At 73.2% G+C, this 14,256-nt stretch carries 15 protein-coding genes and 1 pseudogene; 9 read left to right on the top strand and 7 right to left on the bottom strand.

Features of this window, described 5'->3' with window-relative positions; all coding sequences use genetic code 11:
- The first annotated feature begins 19 nt into the window (after positions 1-19).
- Together A2U95_RS33670 and A2U95_RS00345 are read left to right on the top strand one after the other, a co-directional pair.
- On the top strand, positions 20-274 hold the full coding sequence (locus tag A2U95_RS33670) for a helix-turn-helix domain-containing protein (RefSeq protein ID WP_277350926.1): 255 nt from the start codon (positions 20-22) through the stop codon (positions 272-274).
- On the top strand, positions 271-861 hold the full coding sequence (locus A2U95_RS00345; RefSeq protein ID WP_166020249.1) for a transposase: 591 nt from the start codon (positions 271-273) through the stop codon (positions 859-861). The genes A2U95_RS33670 and A2U95_RS00345 overlap by 4 nt, the downstream gene beginning before the upstream one ends.
- On the opposite strand, the gene A2U95_RS00340 is transcribed toward A2U95_RS00345, so the two are convergent.
- Positions 855-1,706 (bottom strand): helix-turn-helix transcriptional regulator, encoded by an 852-nt coding sequence (locus tag A2U95_RS00340; RefSeq protein WP_166020248.1) that lies wholly within the window; start codon positions 1,704-1,706, stop codon positions 855-857. The genes A2U95_RS00345 and A2U95_RS00340 overlap by 7 nt on opposite strands.
- A gap of 100 nt (positions 1,707-1,806) precedes the next feature.
- On the opposite strand from A2U95_RS00340, the gene A2U95_RS00335 reads away from it, so the two are divergent.
- Positions 1,807-2,586, top strand: coding sequence for an SDR family oxidoreductase (locus A2U95_RS00335; protein ID WP_166020247.1), 780 nt, complete (start codon positions 1,807-1,809; stop codon positions 2,584-2,586).
- A 260-nt stretch (positions 2,587-2,846) separates the two neighbouring features.
- Here the strand turns inward: A2U95_RS00335 and A2U95_RS00330 are convergent, their stop codons facing one another.
- Together A2U95_RS00330 and A2U95_RS33940 are read right to left on the bottom strand one after the other, a co-directional pair.
- Positions 2,847-3,404: a hypothetical protein gene (locus A2U95_RS00330; protein WP_166020240.1), complete on the bottom strand. Its 558-nt coding sequence runs from the start codon at positions 3,402-3,404 to the stop codon at positions 2,847-2,849.
- A 535-nt stretch (positions 3,405-3,939) separates the two neighbouring features.
- A pseudogene (locus A2U95_RS33940) lies at positions 3,940-4,191 on the bottom strand (transposase); the annotation flags it as partial.
- A 671-nt stretch (positions 4,192-4,862) separates the two neighbouring features.
- Here A2U95_RS33940 and A2U95_RS00320 point away from each other — a divergent pair.
- From A2U95_RS00320 to A2U95_RS00310, 3 genes are all read left to right on the top strand, one after another.
- Positions 4,863-5,258 (top strand): Tat pathway signal sequence domain protein, encoded by a 396-nt coding sequence (locus A2U95_RS00320; RefSeq protein WP_166020237.1) that lies wholly within the window; start codon positions 4,863-4,865, stop codon positions 5,256-5,258.
- Positions 5,255-5,908, top strand: coding sequence for a class F sortase (locus A2U95_RS00315; RefSeq protein WP_166020234.1), 654 nt, complete (start codon positions 5,255-5,257; stop codon positions 5,906-5,908). Before A2U95_RS00320 ends, A2U95_RS00315 begins: the two co-directional genes overlap by 4 nt.
- Before the next feature lie 73 nt (positions 5,909-5,981).
- Complete coding sequence (locus tag A2U95_RS00310) at positions 5,982-6,473, top strand: RNA polymerase sigma factor (RefSeq protein WP_166020232.1); 492 nt, start codon at positions 5,982-5,984, stop codon at positions 6,471-6,473.
- A 96-nt stretch (positions 6,474-6,569) separates the two neighbouring features.
- On the opposite strand, the gene A2U95_RS00305 is transcribed toward A2U95_RS00310, so the two are convergent.
- The 4 genes from A2U95_RS00305 to A2U95_RS00290 form a co-directional block, all read right to left on the bottom strand.
- Positions 6,570-7,319: a hypothetical protein gene (locus A2U95_RS00305; protein ID WP_166020230.1), complete on the bottom strand. Its 750-nt coding sequence runs from the start codon at positions 7,317-7,319 to the stop codon at positions 6,570-6,572.
- Between the two features lie 81 nt (positions 7,320-7,400).
- A complete protein-coding gene (locus A2U95_RS00300; protein ID WP_240957145.1) occupies positions 7,401-8,648 on the bottom strand; it encodes an alpha/beta hydrolase family protein in 1,248 nt (415 codons plus the stop codon).
- A gap of 410 nt (positions 8,649-9,058) precedes the next feature.
- Positions 9,059-9,694 (bottom strand): response regulator, encoded by a 636-nt coding sequence (locus A2U95_RS00295; protein WP_166020228.1) that lies wholly within the window; start codon positions 9,692-9,694, stop codon positions 9,059-9,061.
- Positions 9,691-10,911 (bottom strand): sensor histidine kinase, encoded by a 1,221-nt coding sequence (locus A2U95_RS00290; protein ID WP_166020225.1) that lies wholly within the window; start codon positions 10,909-10,911, stop codon positions 9,691-9,693. The genes A2U95_RS00295 and A2U95_RS00290 overlap by 4 nt, the downstream gene beginning before the upstream one ends.
- A gap of 172 nt (positions 10,912-11,083) precedes the next feature.
- On the opposite strand from A2U95_RS00290, the gene A2U95_RS00285 reads away from it, so the two are divergent.
- The 3 genes from A2U95_RS00285 (at position 11,084) to A2U95_RS00275 (ending at position 14,103) form a co-directional block, all read left to right on the top strand.
- A complete protein-coding gene (locus A2U95_RS00285) occupies positions 11,084-12,172 on the top strand; it encodes an ABC transporter permease (RefSeq protein WP_166020223.1) in 1,089 nt (362 codons plus the stop codon).
- Positions 12,169-12,852 (top strand): ABC transporter ATP-binding protein, encoded by a 684-nt coding sequence (locus A2U95_RS00280; RefSeq protein WP_166020220.1) that lies wholly within the window; start codon positions 12,169-12,171, stop codon positions 12,850-12,852. The genes A2U95_RS00285 and A2U95_RS00280 overlap by 4 nt, the downstream gene beginning before the upstream one ends.
- Before the next feature lie 378 nt (positions 12,853-13,230).
- Positions 13,231-14,103, top strand: a complete 873-nt coding sequence (locus A2U95_RS00275) for an aldo/keto reductase family oxidoreductase (protein WP_166020217.1) — start codon at positions 13,231-13,233, stop codon at positions 14,101-14,103.
- The last annotated feature ends 153 nt before the right edge of the window (positions 14,104-14,256 follow it).

The following is a 14,256-nucleotide window of genomic DNA, read 5'->3' as shown; positions in this document are numbered from 1 at the left end:
GGACGACACCCAGGTCGAGATGGTCCGGGCCGCGTTGGAGCAAGGTGCCCAGGCACACGGCTTCGAGGCTGACCTGTGGACCTTGGAGCGAGTCGGCACGGTCGTCACCCGGGCAACGGGGGTGGTGTTGTCGAGGGCATCGGTGTGGCGGCCGCTGACCGGCCGGCTCGGATGGAGTCTGCAGCGGCCCGAGCGGCGGGCGGTCGAGCGGGACGGGGCGGAGATCGCCCGCTGGATCGCGCACGAGTGGCCGCGCATTAAAAAGGGGCTGTGAACACACGTGCCTGGATCGTCTTCCTCGACGAATCAGGCGTCTGCCTGCTCCCTCAGATCCGCCGAACCTACTCGCCTCGAGGGCAAACTCCGCTCCTGCGGCACCGTCTGAACTGGAAGCGCGCGTCGATGGCCGGGGCTTTGGGTTGCCACTCCACCGACCCCGATCGCGGGGCTCGTCTGTGCTTCCACCTCAAGCCTGGCAGCTACGACACCGCCGCCCTTGTCGAGGTCCTGGAGCAGATGAAGGTGTTCTACCGCGGCGAGCGAGTGGTCCTGGTCCGGGACGGCCCGTCTGCCCACTGGAGCCGGGCGATGCGGGCCTGGGTCGCCGAACAGGACCGGCTCACCTTGGAACGATCACCTGCCTACGCTCCCGAGCTGAATCCGGTGGAACTGCTGTGGTCCTCGCTCAAGAAGCGTGAACTGGCCAACCTCGCCGGCGGCCACCTCGCCGATGTCGCCGACGCCACCGAGCAAGGCATCCACCGCATCAACCGCAACCCACAACTGCCATGGTCGTTCCTCGCCCATACCGGCCTGACCATCCACCCAACACACCCACCGAACTTACGAAAAGATCAGTAGTGTTCCGCCCCGGCGAAGCGGTCCAGTCCGAGCACGGCGAGCAACCGCAGCTTCTCGTGGCTCTCGGTCCGAGGCGGAGCGGTCAGCACGAGGAGGGTCTGGGACTGGTCCTCGGTGAACAGGGCCTGGCAGTCCAGTTCGAGCGCTCCGAGTTCGGAATGAATGAGCGTCTTGTGGTCCTCGAAGCGCTGTGCCACCTCGTGTCGTTCCCACAGCTCGGCGAACTCCCCGCTCGTTTTCTGCAGGGTGCGCACGAGCTTGCCGGCCGGGGACCGCGGCCCCCGCAGCCCGTAGGCGGCACGCAGGCTCGCGACCTGGGCACGGCTGTGGCGGTCCCGGTCGGCCTCGGGGTAGCGCGATCGCTCCAGGGGATCGGTGAACCAGCGGTAGACCGCGCTGCGGGCGAGGCCCGTGTATCCCGACGCGTCGCCGAGCAGGGCGGCGGCCATCCTGTTCTGCACGAGCGTCTCCCCGAGGTCGGACAGGACGCACGCCGGGGTGTCGTCGAGGCGGTCCAGCACGCGGAGTAGCGCGGGGGCGACGTGCACCGAGGACGACAGCGGCACCGGAGCGTTGTGCCCGGCGACCCGGTACAGGTAGTTGCGCTCGTCGCCGGTCAGCCGCAGGGCCCGGGCGAGCGACGCCAGTATGTGCTCGCTCGGCTGCGGACCGCGTTGCTGCTCCAGCCGCGTGTAGTAGTCGGTCGACATCACGGCGAGGGACGCGACCTCCTCGCGTCGTAGACCGGGGGCCCTGCGGCGTACGCCGACGGGCAGCCCCACGTCCTCGGGCTGGAGCGCCTCGCGGCGGCGGCGCAGGAAGTCTGCCAGTGCTGCACGGTCCATAGCTCGATTGTCGCCCGGTCACGGTGGGCGGGCCAGGGATCGCCGATCCCCCGATAACCGGTCTCTGCACCTGCGGCGCCGAAGCGGTGACAGTCGAGGCATGAACATCACCGGAAACACCGTCTTCATCCCCGGCGCCACCAGCGGCATCGGTCTCGCCCTCGCCCTCGAGCTGCGGGCCAGGGGCAACACCGTCATCGTGGGTGGCCGGCGCGCCGAGCTGCTGGACCGGATCGCGGACGAGCACCCCGGCATCGGCACGGTGCGGATCGACATCACGGACGCCGCGAGCATCGCCTCCGCCGCGAAGGAGGTCCTGTCGAACCACCCTGGCCTCAACGTCCTCGTCACGATGGCCGGCGTGATGAACATCGAGGACTGGCGCGATCCCGCGTCGTTCCTCGCCTCCGCGGAATCTACGGTGACCACGAACGTAGTCGGCCCGATCCGGCTCATCGCCGCGTTCGTGGAACACCTGCAGGCGCAGCCGGACGCCACGATCATGACCGTCTCCTCGGGCCTCGCGTTCACGCCGCTGAAGGTCACCCCGAGCTACAACGCGTCGAAGGCGGCGATCCACATGCTCAGCGAGTCACTCCGGCTGCAGTTCGCCGGCACCTCGGTCAAGGTCGTGGAACTCGTGCCGCCGGCCGTGCGCACCGCTCTGCTGCCGGGACATGAGGACAACGAACTCGCCATGCCGCTGGACGAGTTCGTGGCCGAGACCGTCGCTCTGCTGGAAACGCAACCCGACGCGAAGGAGATCCAGGTCGAGCGGGTGAAGTTCCTGCGCTACGGCGAGGCCCGCGGCGACTACGACCGGGTCGTCGCGACGATCAACGCCTCCGATCCGCACGGCAAGCAGCCCGGCGGGGTCTGACCTCCGACATCCCCCGGCCTTCGGCCGAGTCACCCGCCAGGACCACGGGCTCACGGGCCCGGTCCACCCGGTGTGGTACGCGCAGTCCACCGAACGAGGCAACTCCGCTTCCTGTGGCGGTCTTGACGGACCGCGAGGCGTCCGCCGTACGGACGGTGCCCACGCCCGTCCGTACAGCGGGCACGCCTGCATACGGCAAGCCGCCACATCACAGGCCACGAGGGCTGTGGCAGCCGCTGCAGGAACCCGGTGGGCGGTCCTCAGACGACGGGAGTCTTGGTGATCCTCAGGTCGTAGGCGAGGGCGTTGTCACACTGAAGGGGTGCCCTCTCGCCGAAGGCCTTGATGGTGAGGCGAGTGCTAATGTCCTGATGAGTTCCTGTCGTGACGATGCGATACCCCGCGTCGTACATCTCGTCGCTGTACGGCGTCGGTTCGCCAACAGGGGCGTAGCGACCGTGGACGACGGCACTGCTGGCGGACTCGACACGCCCGTCGACAGGCGAGATGGGCACCACGGTCCGGATCGCGCCATGACTGAAAAGCTTCTCGGGCTGGGCAGCGCCCGCGTACTCCGACTCGGCGCTGCTGATCACCACTTGGGTGTGGTTGCCGTGCGCGGAGTTGCTGTACAGCGACACATATACGGTGTCGTACCGCTCCAGCTGCGCGGTGCACTCCACCACATGCCCCTTTTCGTAGGTGGTCACCGGCTCGGTGCCCGAAGCCTGCGGCGCTGCCTGTGCGGCCCCCGTGAGGCCGAGCGAGAGGAGCGTCGCGCACGCCCCAGCCACTGCACGCATCCGGCTTCTGGTCATGAGCAACTCCCCCATAGTGTTGAACGCTTCACCCAGGTAGACGATCGGCGGGCCGTGAAGTTGCAGAGCAATGAGATCTCAACTTTGTAACGCGGCAGTTAGTACTTCAGTTGGATTTCGGGTTCTGAGCTGGTTCTTCTTCGGTAGTGGCAGCAGCGAGCTGTGGCTTGGTGGCGTCTGCGCCAGTGCGACCAGCTCAAGGCATGTAGGCGTCTGTCCTGGTGAGGCTGGGGGTGCGGCAGGCGGGCGTCCAGCAGGTGCCGGATCTCTGCCACGGTGAGTGGGACGAGGGCTGATCCGTTTCTGCGGCCCTTTCACCGCCGCCGGTCTGGGCGGCGAGTGCGGTGAGGAAGGCGTGGGCGAGCATGGCCAAGGTGATGTGCCGATACCAGCCGGGATAGCGGCGGACCTCGTACTCGTCCAGGCCGCGCTCGTTCTTCGCGGCCTGGAAGCACTCCGCGATCGCCCAGCGGGAGCCGGCGATGCGGGCCAGCTCGGCGATCTCAATGCCGACGGGGGTGTAGGCAAGGTATTACTGCCGGCCGACCCCGGCCGAGGTGGTGCCCTTCTTGATGAACCCAGTGTCGTCGATGATCAGTACCCCGCCGGGGCCGAGCCGCTCGGCCACATAGTGGCGGACATCATCCCTGACCGCGTCGGCGTCCCAACGGGCGCCGTTGAGCAGGTGCTGCAGGCCCGCCGGGTCGCGGTGGCCGGCCCATTCGGCCAGTTGCCAACCGTTCTTCCGCTCGACCGGCGCCAGCAGACCACGCACGTAGTCCCGCATCCGCCGCCGTAGATCCGCCCGAGCAAACCGTCCCGCCACCCGAGCGAACACCGAATCCAACTCAGCCTGCTACCGGCCGACTTCAGCTATCGCCTCCATACCCAGACAACGACAACCACCAGCTCAGGAAACGAAGTCTCACTGGAGTACTAGGAGTCGGCCGCCCCGGGAAACGGCCCGGTCCGCTTCGGGCCACCGGCGTGGCGGCCTCCAGGCCGGGGTCATGAGCGACAGGACCCCTCTGGGCGATTTCCTCGAAGCGCGGCGCGAAGCCCTCACACCGCAGGCCGTGGGCCTGCCGGAACGGGCGCGGGAGGGTGCCGGGACGCCCTGCGCCGCGCGGTCCACGCCTCGCGTGAGCACGTGCTGAACACCCCGGCCGCCCGAGCGTCCTCCACCGGGGCAGCGGAGGACCCCGAGGGCGTTGCCCGGGCGGTGCTCACCGTCACGGCCCTCGTCCCCCGCCCGCTCCGGGACGGGGCACCGGCCGGGAACCTCACCGTGCCGGGGCGGGGGAGGACTTCCGCGCGGCGATCCACGGGACCCTGTCTTCGCGGCACGTCGGACTTTGCCTTTCCTTTGCAACGCGCGTCGCCGCCGCCTCGTCTCTCCGTGCGGTCCATGAACGTGCCCGCCCCCACGGGTGCGCACCGACGAAAGAGAGCAGAGCCATGCGCCGAACCGTTCTGAACGCCGCGGCACTGGTGGGCACGGCCGTGCTGGTGTCCGCGGCCCCCGCCTTCGCCGCCGACGCCTCCCCGGCGCCGGCACCCACCTCGTCCGGGGCCCCGGCCCCCGTGCCGTCCCCGTCCGTGCCTCCGGCCCCGACCCCGGCCCCGTCCGACGGACCGGACGACGGCGCCGCGCCTCCGGCCCCGTCCGAGGGGGCGGGGTCGGTCACCGTCGTCCCGAGCGGCGCGCCCGACACCGGTGAGGAGCCGGTGCGGACCGCGTCGGCGGGCGACCCGGCGGACCGCGGCGTCCTGATCGCCGGGGGCACCGGGACGCTCGCCGTGGCCGGCGCGGCGGTTCTGCTCGTGCGCCGCCGGAGGGCGACCGGAGCGTGAACCCGTTCCCCAGACGCGCGTTCGTCACCGCGGCGGTGGGCTCCCTGCTCGCCGGCTGCGGTGGCGGCCGTCCGCCCGGCGGCGCCGGGGGAGGCCGCTCCGCCGGCACCGCACAGAGCACACGGCGGAGCACACCGCCGCCCTCCCGGACCTCCCCGCGAGCTTCCTCGGGGACGGCGCCGCGGCCCGTGGGGCGTTCGGTCCCCGTCCGGCTGGAGATCCCGGCCATCGGCGTCGACACACCCGTCATGTCCCTGGGGCTGGCGCCCGACCGGACCGTGCGGGTTCCCCCGGTCACCGCCCACGACCGGGCCGGCTGGTACCGCCACTCGCCGACACCCGGACAGAGGGGCCCCTCCGTGATCCTCGGTCACGTCACCGTCGGGGTCCACGGGGACGGCGTCTTCCGCCACCTCGCCCGGCTGCGCGCCGGCGACCGGATCGTGGCCCGCCTGGAGAACGGCACCGAAACGGTGTTCACCACCGACACGGTCCGCACCGTCGCCAAGAAGGACTTCCCCACGGACGCGGTCTACGGAGACACCGCCACCCCCCAGCTCCGGCTCGTCACGTGCGGCGGCCCGCTCGACGACGGCGAGTACCGCGACAACGTGATCGTCTTCGCCACGCTGAGCTCCCCACCCCCCTGACCGGCCCTCACCCCCCCGACAACCGCACTCCGCAGGGCACCCCCGCGGACCTCCGCCACGACGATGGAGAGCATTGAAACGGTCCCGCCACGCGGCAGCGTCCGAACTGTTCGCGGCCCTCTACCCGCCCCTCGCCGGCTGGTGCCGCCGGCTGACCGACGACGACGAGACGGCCCACGAGATCGCCTCGGAGGCCTTCACCCGGCTGTGGGCCCGCTGGACCTCCGTGGACGAGCCCCGGGGCTTCCTCTATGTCACCGCCGCCAACCTGGTCCGCGACCACTGGCGCAAGCTCGAACGCGAACGCAGAACCGTCCGCCGCGCCACCACCGAAGCCGCCCTGCGCCCCCACACCGAACAGACCGACCCCTCCATCCGCCTGCTGGTGCAGTCACTGCCCCGACGCCTGCGCGTCCCGGTCCTCCTGCACTATTACGCAGACATGCCGATCCGGGAGATATCCCTGATGACCGGACGCAAGGAAGGAACCGTCAAGGCCGACCTCCACGCAGCCCGGGAACTGCTCCGCGCCCACCTGAGGAGGAACCTTGACCACGCCCGATGACGACGGCCCCGGTCCCGACGAGGGCCTCGGCCCCGACGACCCCCTGGCCGCCGTCCTGCGCCCCGACCCGGTCCACCTCGCCCCGCCCCCCGGCCGCTACCGGCGGATCCGCCGCCGCGCCGCACGCCGCCGGCTGCTGCGAGCCGCGGCCGCGTCCGCACTGCCGTGCGCCGTCGCCGTCCTGGTCGCCCTGTCGCTCCGGCCGGCGGTCCCCGCCGGTCCCGCCTCCCCGGCCGCGCCACCCTCCCCGCGCCCCGCGAGCAGTCCTCCGCCGGCCACCTCCTCGACGACCGTCCCCTTCCCGCCCGGGCCCTCCGCTTCCGCCGTTCCCTCTCCCGGCCTGCCGGTCCCCTCCGACCCGCTCCCCGCCCCCACGGGCCCGACCACCCGCCCTCCCGCCCCCGCCTCACCCTCGGACGCACCGCCGGAGTCCGGGGCGCCCACGCCGCAGCCGTCATGACAGCTCCGGCCGGCCGGGACGGGGCGCCGACGCCGCAGCCGGCGCCGGCGTCCGGCACCGACGGCCACCCGGTCCGGACCGGCCTCGGCCGCCGCCCGGGACGAGTTCGCCAGCAGCTGGACGAGAACGGCCCGGGCGCCCGTCTCCGGATCGGCGGCGAGTGCGACGAGGAACGGCAGCGCGGCGGTCGCGACGGGGGAGACGCGTGCGGTGCCCAGCCCGAAGCAGTCGGACAGCGGGTGGCAGTCCTCCTCGGTCGCCGCCCCGCCCTTGAGCACCAGGCGGCGCAGCGCCCGCCGCAGCTCCTCGGCGGGCCGGCGCCCGAGCACCGCCTTCAAGCGCTCCCACGGCACCTCGTCCAGCGCCTCGGGCACCGTCCCCGTCACCCCGCACCCCCATGACCTCGCGGACCGGTTCCCCGGCGGACATCCTGTCACCGGGAGGCGTCCTCCGCGGGATCGCCGCACTCACCGGACGAAGCGCACGTCGGGGTGGGCCGGGGAGGGCCTGTCCAGCAGAGGCCGTTGCCGGCCCAGCAGGTGCCGGTCGAAGAACGCCGTGATGTAGGCGCGCTGGGCCGCGGTGCTGCGCTCGGGGTCCACGGTGCCGATGAACTGCTCGCGGGTCCGCGCCGGGACGTCCAGGTGCTCGTCCAGGGCCGGCACGATCGTCTGGGCGTCGGTGTAACTGAAGTGGCCGCCCCGCTCCAGGCTCAGGTCGCGCTTCCAGCCGGTCGAGCGGTCCCAGAACGACTGCCAGGACGGCTTGTTCAGGTGGGTCTGACTCGCCTTGCCCATGAGCATGAACGGGCGGTCGAGCCCTTCCAGGGCCACGGGGAGGAACTCGGTGCCGCTGTACTGGAGCGTGCCGTCCATGTTGATGCCCGCGTCGACGCGACGGTCCGCGCGCATGGTCTCGGCCGCGGTGACGCCTCCTGCCGAGTGCCCGTACATTCCGACCCGGTCCAGGTCGAGCGCCCTGCCCAGCCCACGGGGCAGAGGGCGCCCTCCGGCGTCGGGACCGCGGCCGTCCCGCACCAGGGCGAGCTGGTCGAGGACGAAACGGATGTCGCGCACCCGGGTGTCGACAGCCTTCCTGACCGTGTCGACCCCGGTCATCGGTTCCTTCGGCAGTTCGACCCGGCCGTCCGGGAACTCCACCGGAGCGGTCTCATGGGTGTGGTCCACGGTGACCACCACGTAGCCCCGGCTCGCCAGCTCCACAGCCGTCGACGTGCCGAGCGTGCGGGGTACCCCCAGTCCCGGCGAGTACAGCAGGACCGGCCGCCTGCGGCGGTCGTCGGCGGGAGCCGCCGAGGCCGCGTCCGTCAGGACGGCGGCCCAGTCCACCTCACCGGGACGGGCCAGCCCGAACGAGCCCGATCCGTCCACGAAGCGCGCGGCACCGGGCCGCATGTACGGCTGCCGGGGGTGTCCGTCCGCCGGACGCGCCGGATACCAGACACCGACCATCAGCTCCCGTTCCCCGCCGGCGACCCAGGGGTCGGGCCGGTGCCGGTCGACGAGATGAAGTTCGGTGCTCCCGACCGCATGCCGCCCCGTCGGCCCGGGCAGCTCGAACCGCACGGCACGGTGATCCGCCGAGGGCGGGAGCGAGGGCTCGGGCGAGGAGGCGGCGGAGGCGACCGTGCCCGCACCGGCGGAGAGGGAGAGGACGAGGGCCGCGATGGTGACTCTGCCTGTTCGGATTCGCATGACGGCCAATCTGGCCCGGTCCCCGCGACGGCACATCCGCCGGCCGGGGGAGCCGCTCCCCGGCATTCCACCGACCGTCCCCCTGCGACTTCTCGGGGTCGCGGACCGCACCGGGCCCAGGACGGCCGGCGTCGAGGACGTCCCCCTCCCGGCTCCGACGGATCCCGTGCGTCCCGGTGAGGCCGCCGGTGCGGCGGAGTGACCTCCGGGATTCCGGTCCCCGGACGCCGGAGGACCTTCCCCCACGGACACCGTCCGGACCCCGGGAACCACCCGGAGATCCGGCGGAAACGGATCCGCGGCGACCGGGTCCGCGACGTGAGGGAGTTCGGCGCCGGTGTCCGCGGAGCGCCGCCGGGCCGCACGGCGGCGGGGCTTGCGGCGGCTCCGGACGTCCGTGGACGCCCGGGTCAGCGGCGGATGAGGCCGAGGTCGGTGGCGGCGGCGACGGCGGCGGTGCGGGAGTCGACGTCGAGCTTGGTGTAGACGCGGGCCAGGTGGGACTTGACGGTGCCCTCGGTCAGGTGGAGGCGGGCGCCGATGGCCTGGTTGGACAGGCCGTCGGCGACCAGGGCGAGGACCTCGGTCTCGCGCCGGGTCAGGGTGGTGCGGGGGGTGCGCAGCCGGTTCATCAGCCGGTCGGCGACCGTGGGCGCCAGCGTGGTGCGCCCGGCGGCCGCGGTGCGCACGGCGGCCGCCAGGTCCTCGGGCGGGGCGTCCTTGAGGAGGTAGCCGGTGGCGCCGGCTTCGATGGCGGGCAGGGTGTCGGCGTCGGAGTCGTAGGTGGTGACGATCAGCACGCGGGGGGCTTCCGGCCGGGCGGTGATCCGGGCGGTGGCCTCCGCGCCGCCCATGCCCCTGCCGAACCGCAGGTCCATCAGCACGACGTCGACGTCGCCCTCGGCGGCGCGGGTGACGGCGTCCTCGGCGGTGGCGGCCTCGGCCACCACGACGAGGCCCGGCTCGGTTTCCAGCACGGCGCGCAGCCCGGCCCGTACCACGGGGTGGTCGTCGGCCAGGAGCAGGCGGATGGGGGTGTCGGTCACGGGCGTGCCTCGGGTTCGGTCTCGGCCGGCGGGGGGAGGGGCAGCCGGGCGGCCAGGGCGGTGCCGTGGCCGGGGGCGGATTCGACGGTGAGCGTGCCGCCGAGGGCCTGGGCACGGGCGCGCATGGCGGCCAGCCCGAACCCGCCGGCCTCGGGGTCGGGGGCGGGCAGGCGGGCGGGGTCGAAGCCGCGACCGTCGTCGACGACGTCGAGCGCGACGTGGTCACCGAGGTGGCTGAGCGTGACCTCGGCGGTGGTGGCCTCGGCGTGGCGGACGGTGTTGGCCAGGGCGGACTGGGCGATGCGCAGCAGTGCGACCTCGTGCGCGGTAGGGAGCGGGGCGGGGTCGCCGGTGAGGTGGAAGCGCGCGGTGAGCCGGTGCCGGGCGGACGTGGTGGCGCACAGGCGCTCCAGGGCGCCGGCCAGGGTGGTGCCTTCCAGGGTGGGCGGAGTGAGGGCGGCGACGAAGCGGCGGGCCTCGGCGAGGTTGTCGACGGCGGCCTGCCGTGCCTGGCCGACGTGGCGGGCCGCGTTCTGCGGTGCCTGGGGCAGCGCTCGTTCGGCGGCGCGCAGCAGCAGCTGGATGCTGGAGAGCCCCTGGGCGAGGGTGTCGTGGATCTCGCGGGCCAGGCGGTCGCGTTCGGCCAGCACGCCGGCGGTGTGCTGGGCGGCGGCCAGGTCGGCGCGGGTGGCGGTGAGCTCCTCGATCAGTCTGCGGCGGTGTTCGCTCTCCCGGTACAGGGCCTGGTACCCCCGCACCACCGCGACCGCCACGGCGGCGCCGAGCGCGGGACCGAGCGCCATGGCGGGGCCGAAGGAGTGCTGGTGGGCGGCGAAGCCCGCGACGGCCGCGGCGGCGGTGGCGGCCACCGCCGCCGGCCCGGCGCGGCGGGGCAGCAGGTGCAGCTGGAGGAAGTACAGCGGGAAGGCCAGCCACACGGCGTCGGGGGAGAGGGCGAGCAGCACCAGCCAGCAGGCGCCCACGGCGGCCAGCCACAGGGCGGCGGCCCGCCGCGAACGGCGCACGACCGGCAGCACGGGCCCGGTCGCGTACACCAGACCGCACACCGCCGACGCGGCGACGATCCCTCCGGCGTGGGGCCCGCCGTCGGCCCCGGCCCGGCCGGCGGTCAGGGCGAGCAGGCCGACGACCAGCAGGTGCAGGCACCAGGCCAGGGCCCGGGTGGTCGGGGTCGGGGCGGGGGCGGCGGTGTTCACAGTGCGTCCCAGGTTACGGAGGCCGGCGCCCGGGGGCCTCTGTCGAAAGGTGGAACCCGCGTGCCGTCTTCCGGCCCGCCGAGTGCTGTCCTGCGCCGGACGCGCGCACGGGGGGCCGGCCGCGACGGTGGAGCCGTACCGCTCCCACCGCCGGAAAGGAAGGACCGAGGCCGTGTTCGTCGCCTGGAGAGACCTGAGGTTCGCCAAGGGGCGCTTCGCCCTGATGGGGACCGTCATCGTGCTGATCACCCTGCTGGTCGGGCTGCTGTCCGGGCTGACCGCCGGACTGGGCCGGCAGAACGTCTCCGCGATCACGGAACTGCCCGCCGACAGGATCGCCTTCCAGGCCCCGGCCGGCGGGCAGGACCTGTCGTACGCCGCTTCCACCGTCGTCCCGCGGCAGTGGCGGAAGTGGTCCGAGGCGCCCGGCGTCGAAAGCGCCGAGCCGCTGGGGATCACCACGACCAGGGCCACCGCCGGGGACAGGGGCACCGCGGTCTCGGCCTTCGGCGTCGAGCCCGGCTCCCGCCTCGCCCCGGACGGCGACCGGATCACCGGCAGCGCGGCCGTGCTGTCCACCGCGGCCGCCGACGGCCTCGGCGTGCGGCCCGGCGACTCCCTCACCCTGGCAGGCCGGCGGTTGGAGGTGGCCGCCGTCGAGGGCGATGCCCACTTCAGCCACACCCCGGTCGTCTGGATCAGCCTGGACGCCTGGCAGGCGGTCGCACCGCCCACCGGCGGCGGGGAGGGCCCGAGGGCGACCGTCGTCGCCCTGAGCACCACCTCCGAGGCCGACGCGGCCGCCGTCGACCACCAGGCCGGCACCAGGACCGTCACCACCGAGGACTCGCTGTCCGCGATCGGCTCCTACGCCTCCGAGAACGGCTCCCTGCAGGTGATGCGCGGTTTCCTGTTCGCCATCTCCGCCCTCGTCATCGGGGCCTTCTTCACCGTCTGGACCATCCAGCGCAGCGGTGACGTCGCCGTCCTCAAGGCCCTGGGCGCCTCCACCGCGGACCTCCTCGAGGACGCCCTCGGACAGGCCGTCGTCCTGCTCGTGGGCGGCACCCTGATCGGCACCGGCGCCGCCGCCGCCCTCGGCGCCCTGGTGTCCGGCAGTGCCGTGCCCTTCCTCCTCACCCCCGCCACCGTCCTGGCCCCGGCCGCCGTGATCGTCCTCCTCGGCGCGCTCGGCGCCGCCCTGGCCGTCCGCCGCATCACCTCCGTCGACCCGCTGACCGCCCTGGGGAGCGCCCGATGAGCCTGAAACTGACCGACGTCACCCTCACCTACCCCGACGGCGACTCCCGCCTGACCGCTCTCGACCGGGTGAGCCTGGAGGTCCCCAAGGGCAGCCTGACCGCCGTGGCCGGCCCCTCCGGTTCCGGCAAGTCCAGCCTGCTGGCCGTCGCCGCCACCCTGATCACCCCCGACACCGGCACCGTCACCATCGACGAGCAGGCCACCACCGGACTCACCCGCGGCGAGCTGACGGAACTGCGCCGCCACAGGATCGGCATCGTCTTCCAGCAGCCCCACCTGCTGCCCTCCCTCACCGCCGTCGAACAACTCCAGGTGATGGCCCTGATCGGCGGCCGCGCTCCCCGCACCGCCCGCACCCGGGCGATGGAACTCCTCGACGCCGTCGGCCTGGCCGGCCAGGCCGGCCGCCGCCCCCACCAGCTCTCCGGCGGCCAGCGCCAGCGCGTCAACATCGCCCGCGCCCTGATGAACGACCCCACCGTCCTCCTCGTCGACGAGCCCACCAGCGCCCTCGACCACGAACGCGGCGCCGCCGTCATCGGCCTCATCACCCGCCTCACCCACCAGCGGGCCACCGCCACCGTCCTGGTCACCCACGACCGCGTCCACCTCACCGCCGTCGACCGGATCGCCGAGGTCCACGACGGGCGCCTGCGCCTCCCGGCCGCACCCCGCTAGGTTCCTTCAGGCATCACGTGCCCGGGGCCGGGCCCCTCCGCCCTGCCGGTGGGGGCGTCGTCCGGCGCTGCTTTCCCCGGAAGCAGGACGCGGCAGCGCCCCACCGCCGACGAGCGCCGGGCCACGGCCGTGCGCACGTCCGCCGAGGCGTTCGCCGCGCGGGGTCACCACGGCGGCGGCACCGGTGCCGAGCACCGGCCCGCAGGCGGTCGTGACCGTCCGTGTGCTCCGCCCGGACGCGGTCACGTCCGCCGCTCCCCGCACCCGCGGGTGACCTACGCACTTCGAAGTGCCTTCTTCCCCTCGGAAAGTCACCTCCCGAGGATGGTGCGAGGCGCTTTCGGAAACCGCCTTCCGACCCGACACGAAAGGCAAGCGATGAGCACGCTCCCCGTCCCGCTTCCAGGCGGCACCTGGACCCTGGGCGATCTGACCGTCACCCGGTTCGGCTACGGCGCCATGCAGCTCGCCGGCCCCTGGGTCATGGGCCCGCCCGCGGACCACGACGGCGCGCTCGCCGTCCTGCGCGAGGCCGTGGCCCTCGGCATCACCCACATCGACACCGCCGACGCCTACGGGCCGCACGTCACCAACCGGCTGATCCGCGAGGCGCTGCACCCGTACCCGGACCCGCTGCACATCGTGACCAAGGTCGGCGCGACCCGGGACGAGCAGGGGGGCTGGCCGCCGGCCCGCAGGCCCGAGGACCTGCGCCGGGCCGTCGACGACAACCTGGAGAACCTCGGCCTCGAGACGCTGGACCTGGTCAACCTCAGGCTCGGTGACGCCCGGGGCACCCGGCCCGGCTCGGTCGCCGAGGCGTTCGAGACGCTCGTCGAACTCCAGCAGCAGGGCCTGATACGGCACCTCGGCGTGAGCAACGCGACGCCGGAACAGGTCGCCGAGGCACGCGCGATCGCGCCGATCGTGTGCGTGCAGAACATGTACAACCTCGCCCACCGCCAGGACGACGAACTGATCGACGAGCTCGCCGGGCAGGGCGTCGCCTACGTGCCCTTCTTCCCGCTCGGCGGATTCACGCCGCTGCAGTCCTCGGCGCTCACGGCCGTCGCCACCCGGCTGGGGGCCACGCCGATGTCGGTCGCCCTGGCCTGGCTGCTGCAGCGGTCACCGAACATCCTGCTGATCCCCGGTACTTCGTCGGTGGCGCACCTGCGCGAGAACATCGCGGGCGCGGGTCTCCCGCTCTCCGACGAGGATCTCGCCGAACTGGACAGGATCGGCCGCTGACAGCAGCGGCGTCCGAGGGCTGGTCCGCCGGGGCAGCCGCGACATCGGCCGGGGGACCGGCACCGGGCGGACACGGCCGGAGAACCTGGACCGGTCACGCGTCCGCCAGCGGGCACGGAGCGATCCCGCGGACGAGGCCGGGCGTGACGGCGT

The organism is Streptomyces chilikensis (assembly GCF_001642695.1).
In the GTDB taxonomy this organism is placed as follows: domain Bacteria; phylum Actinomycetota; class Actinomycetes; order Streptomycetales; family Streptomycetaceae; genus Streptomyces; species Streptomyces chilikensis.
The sequence above is the reverse complement of the archived record's forward strand: the minus strand, read 5'-3'. Positions and strand labels throughout refer to the sequence as shown.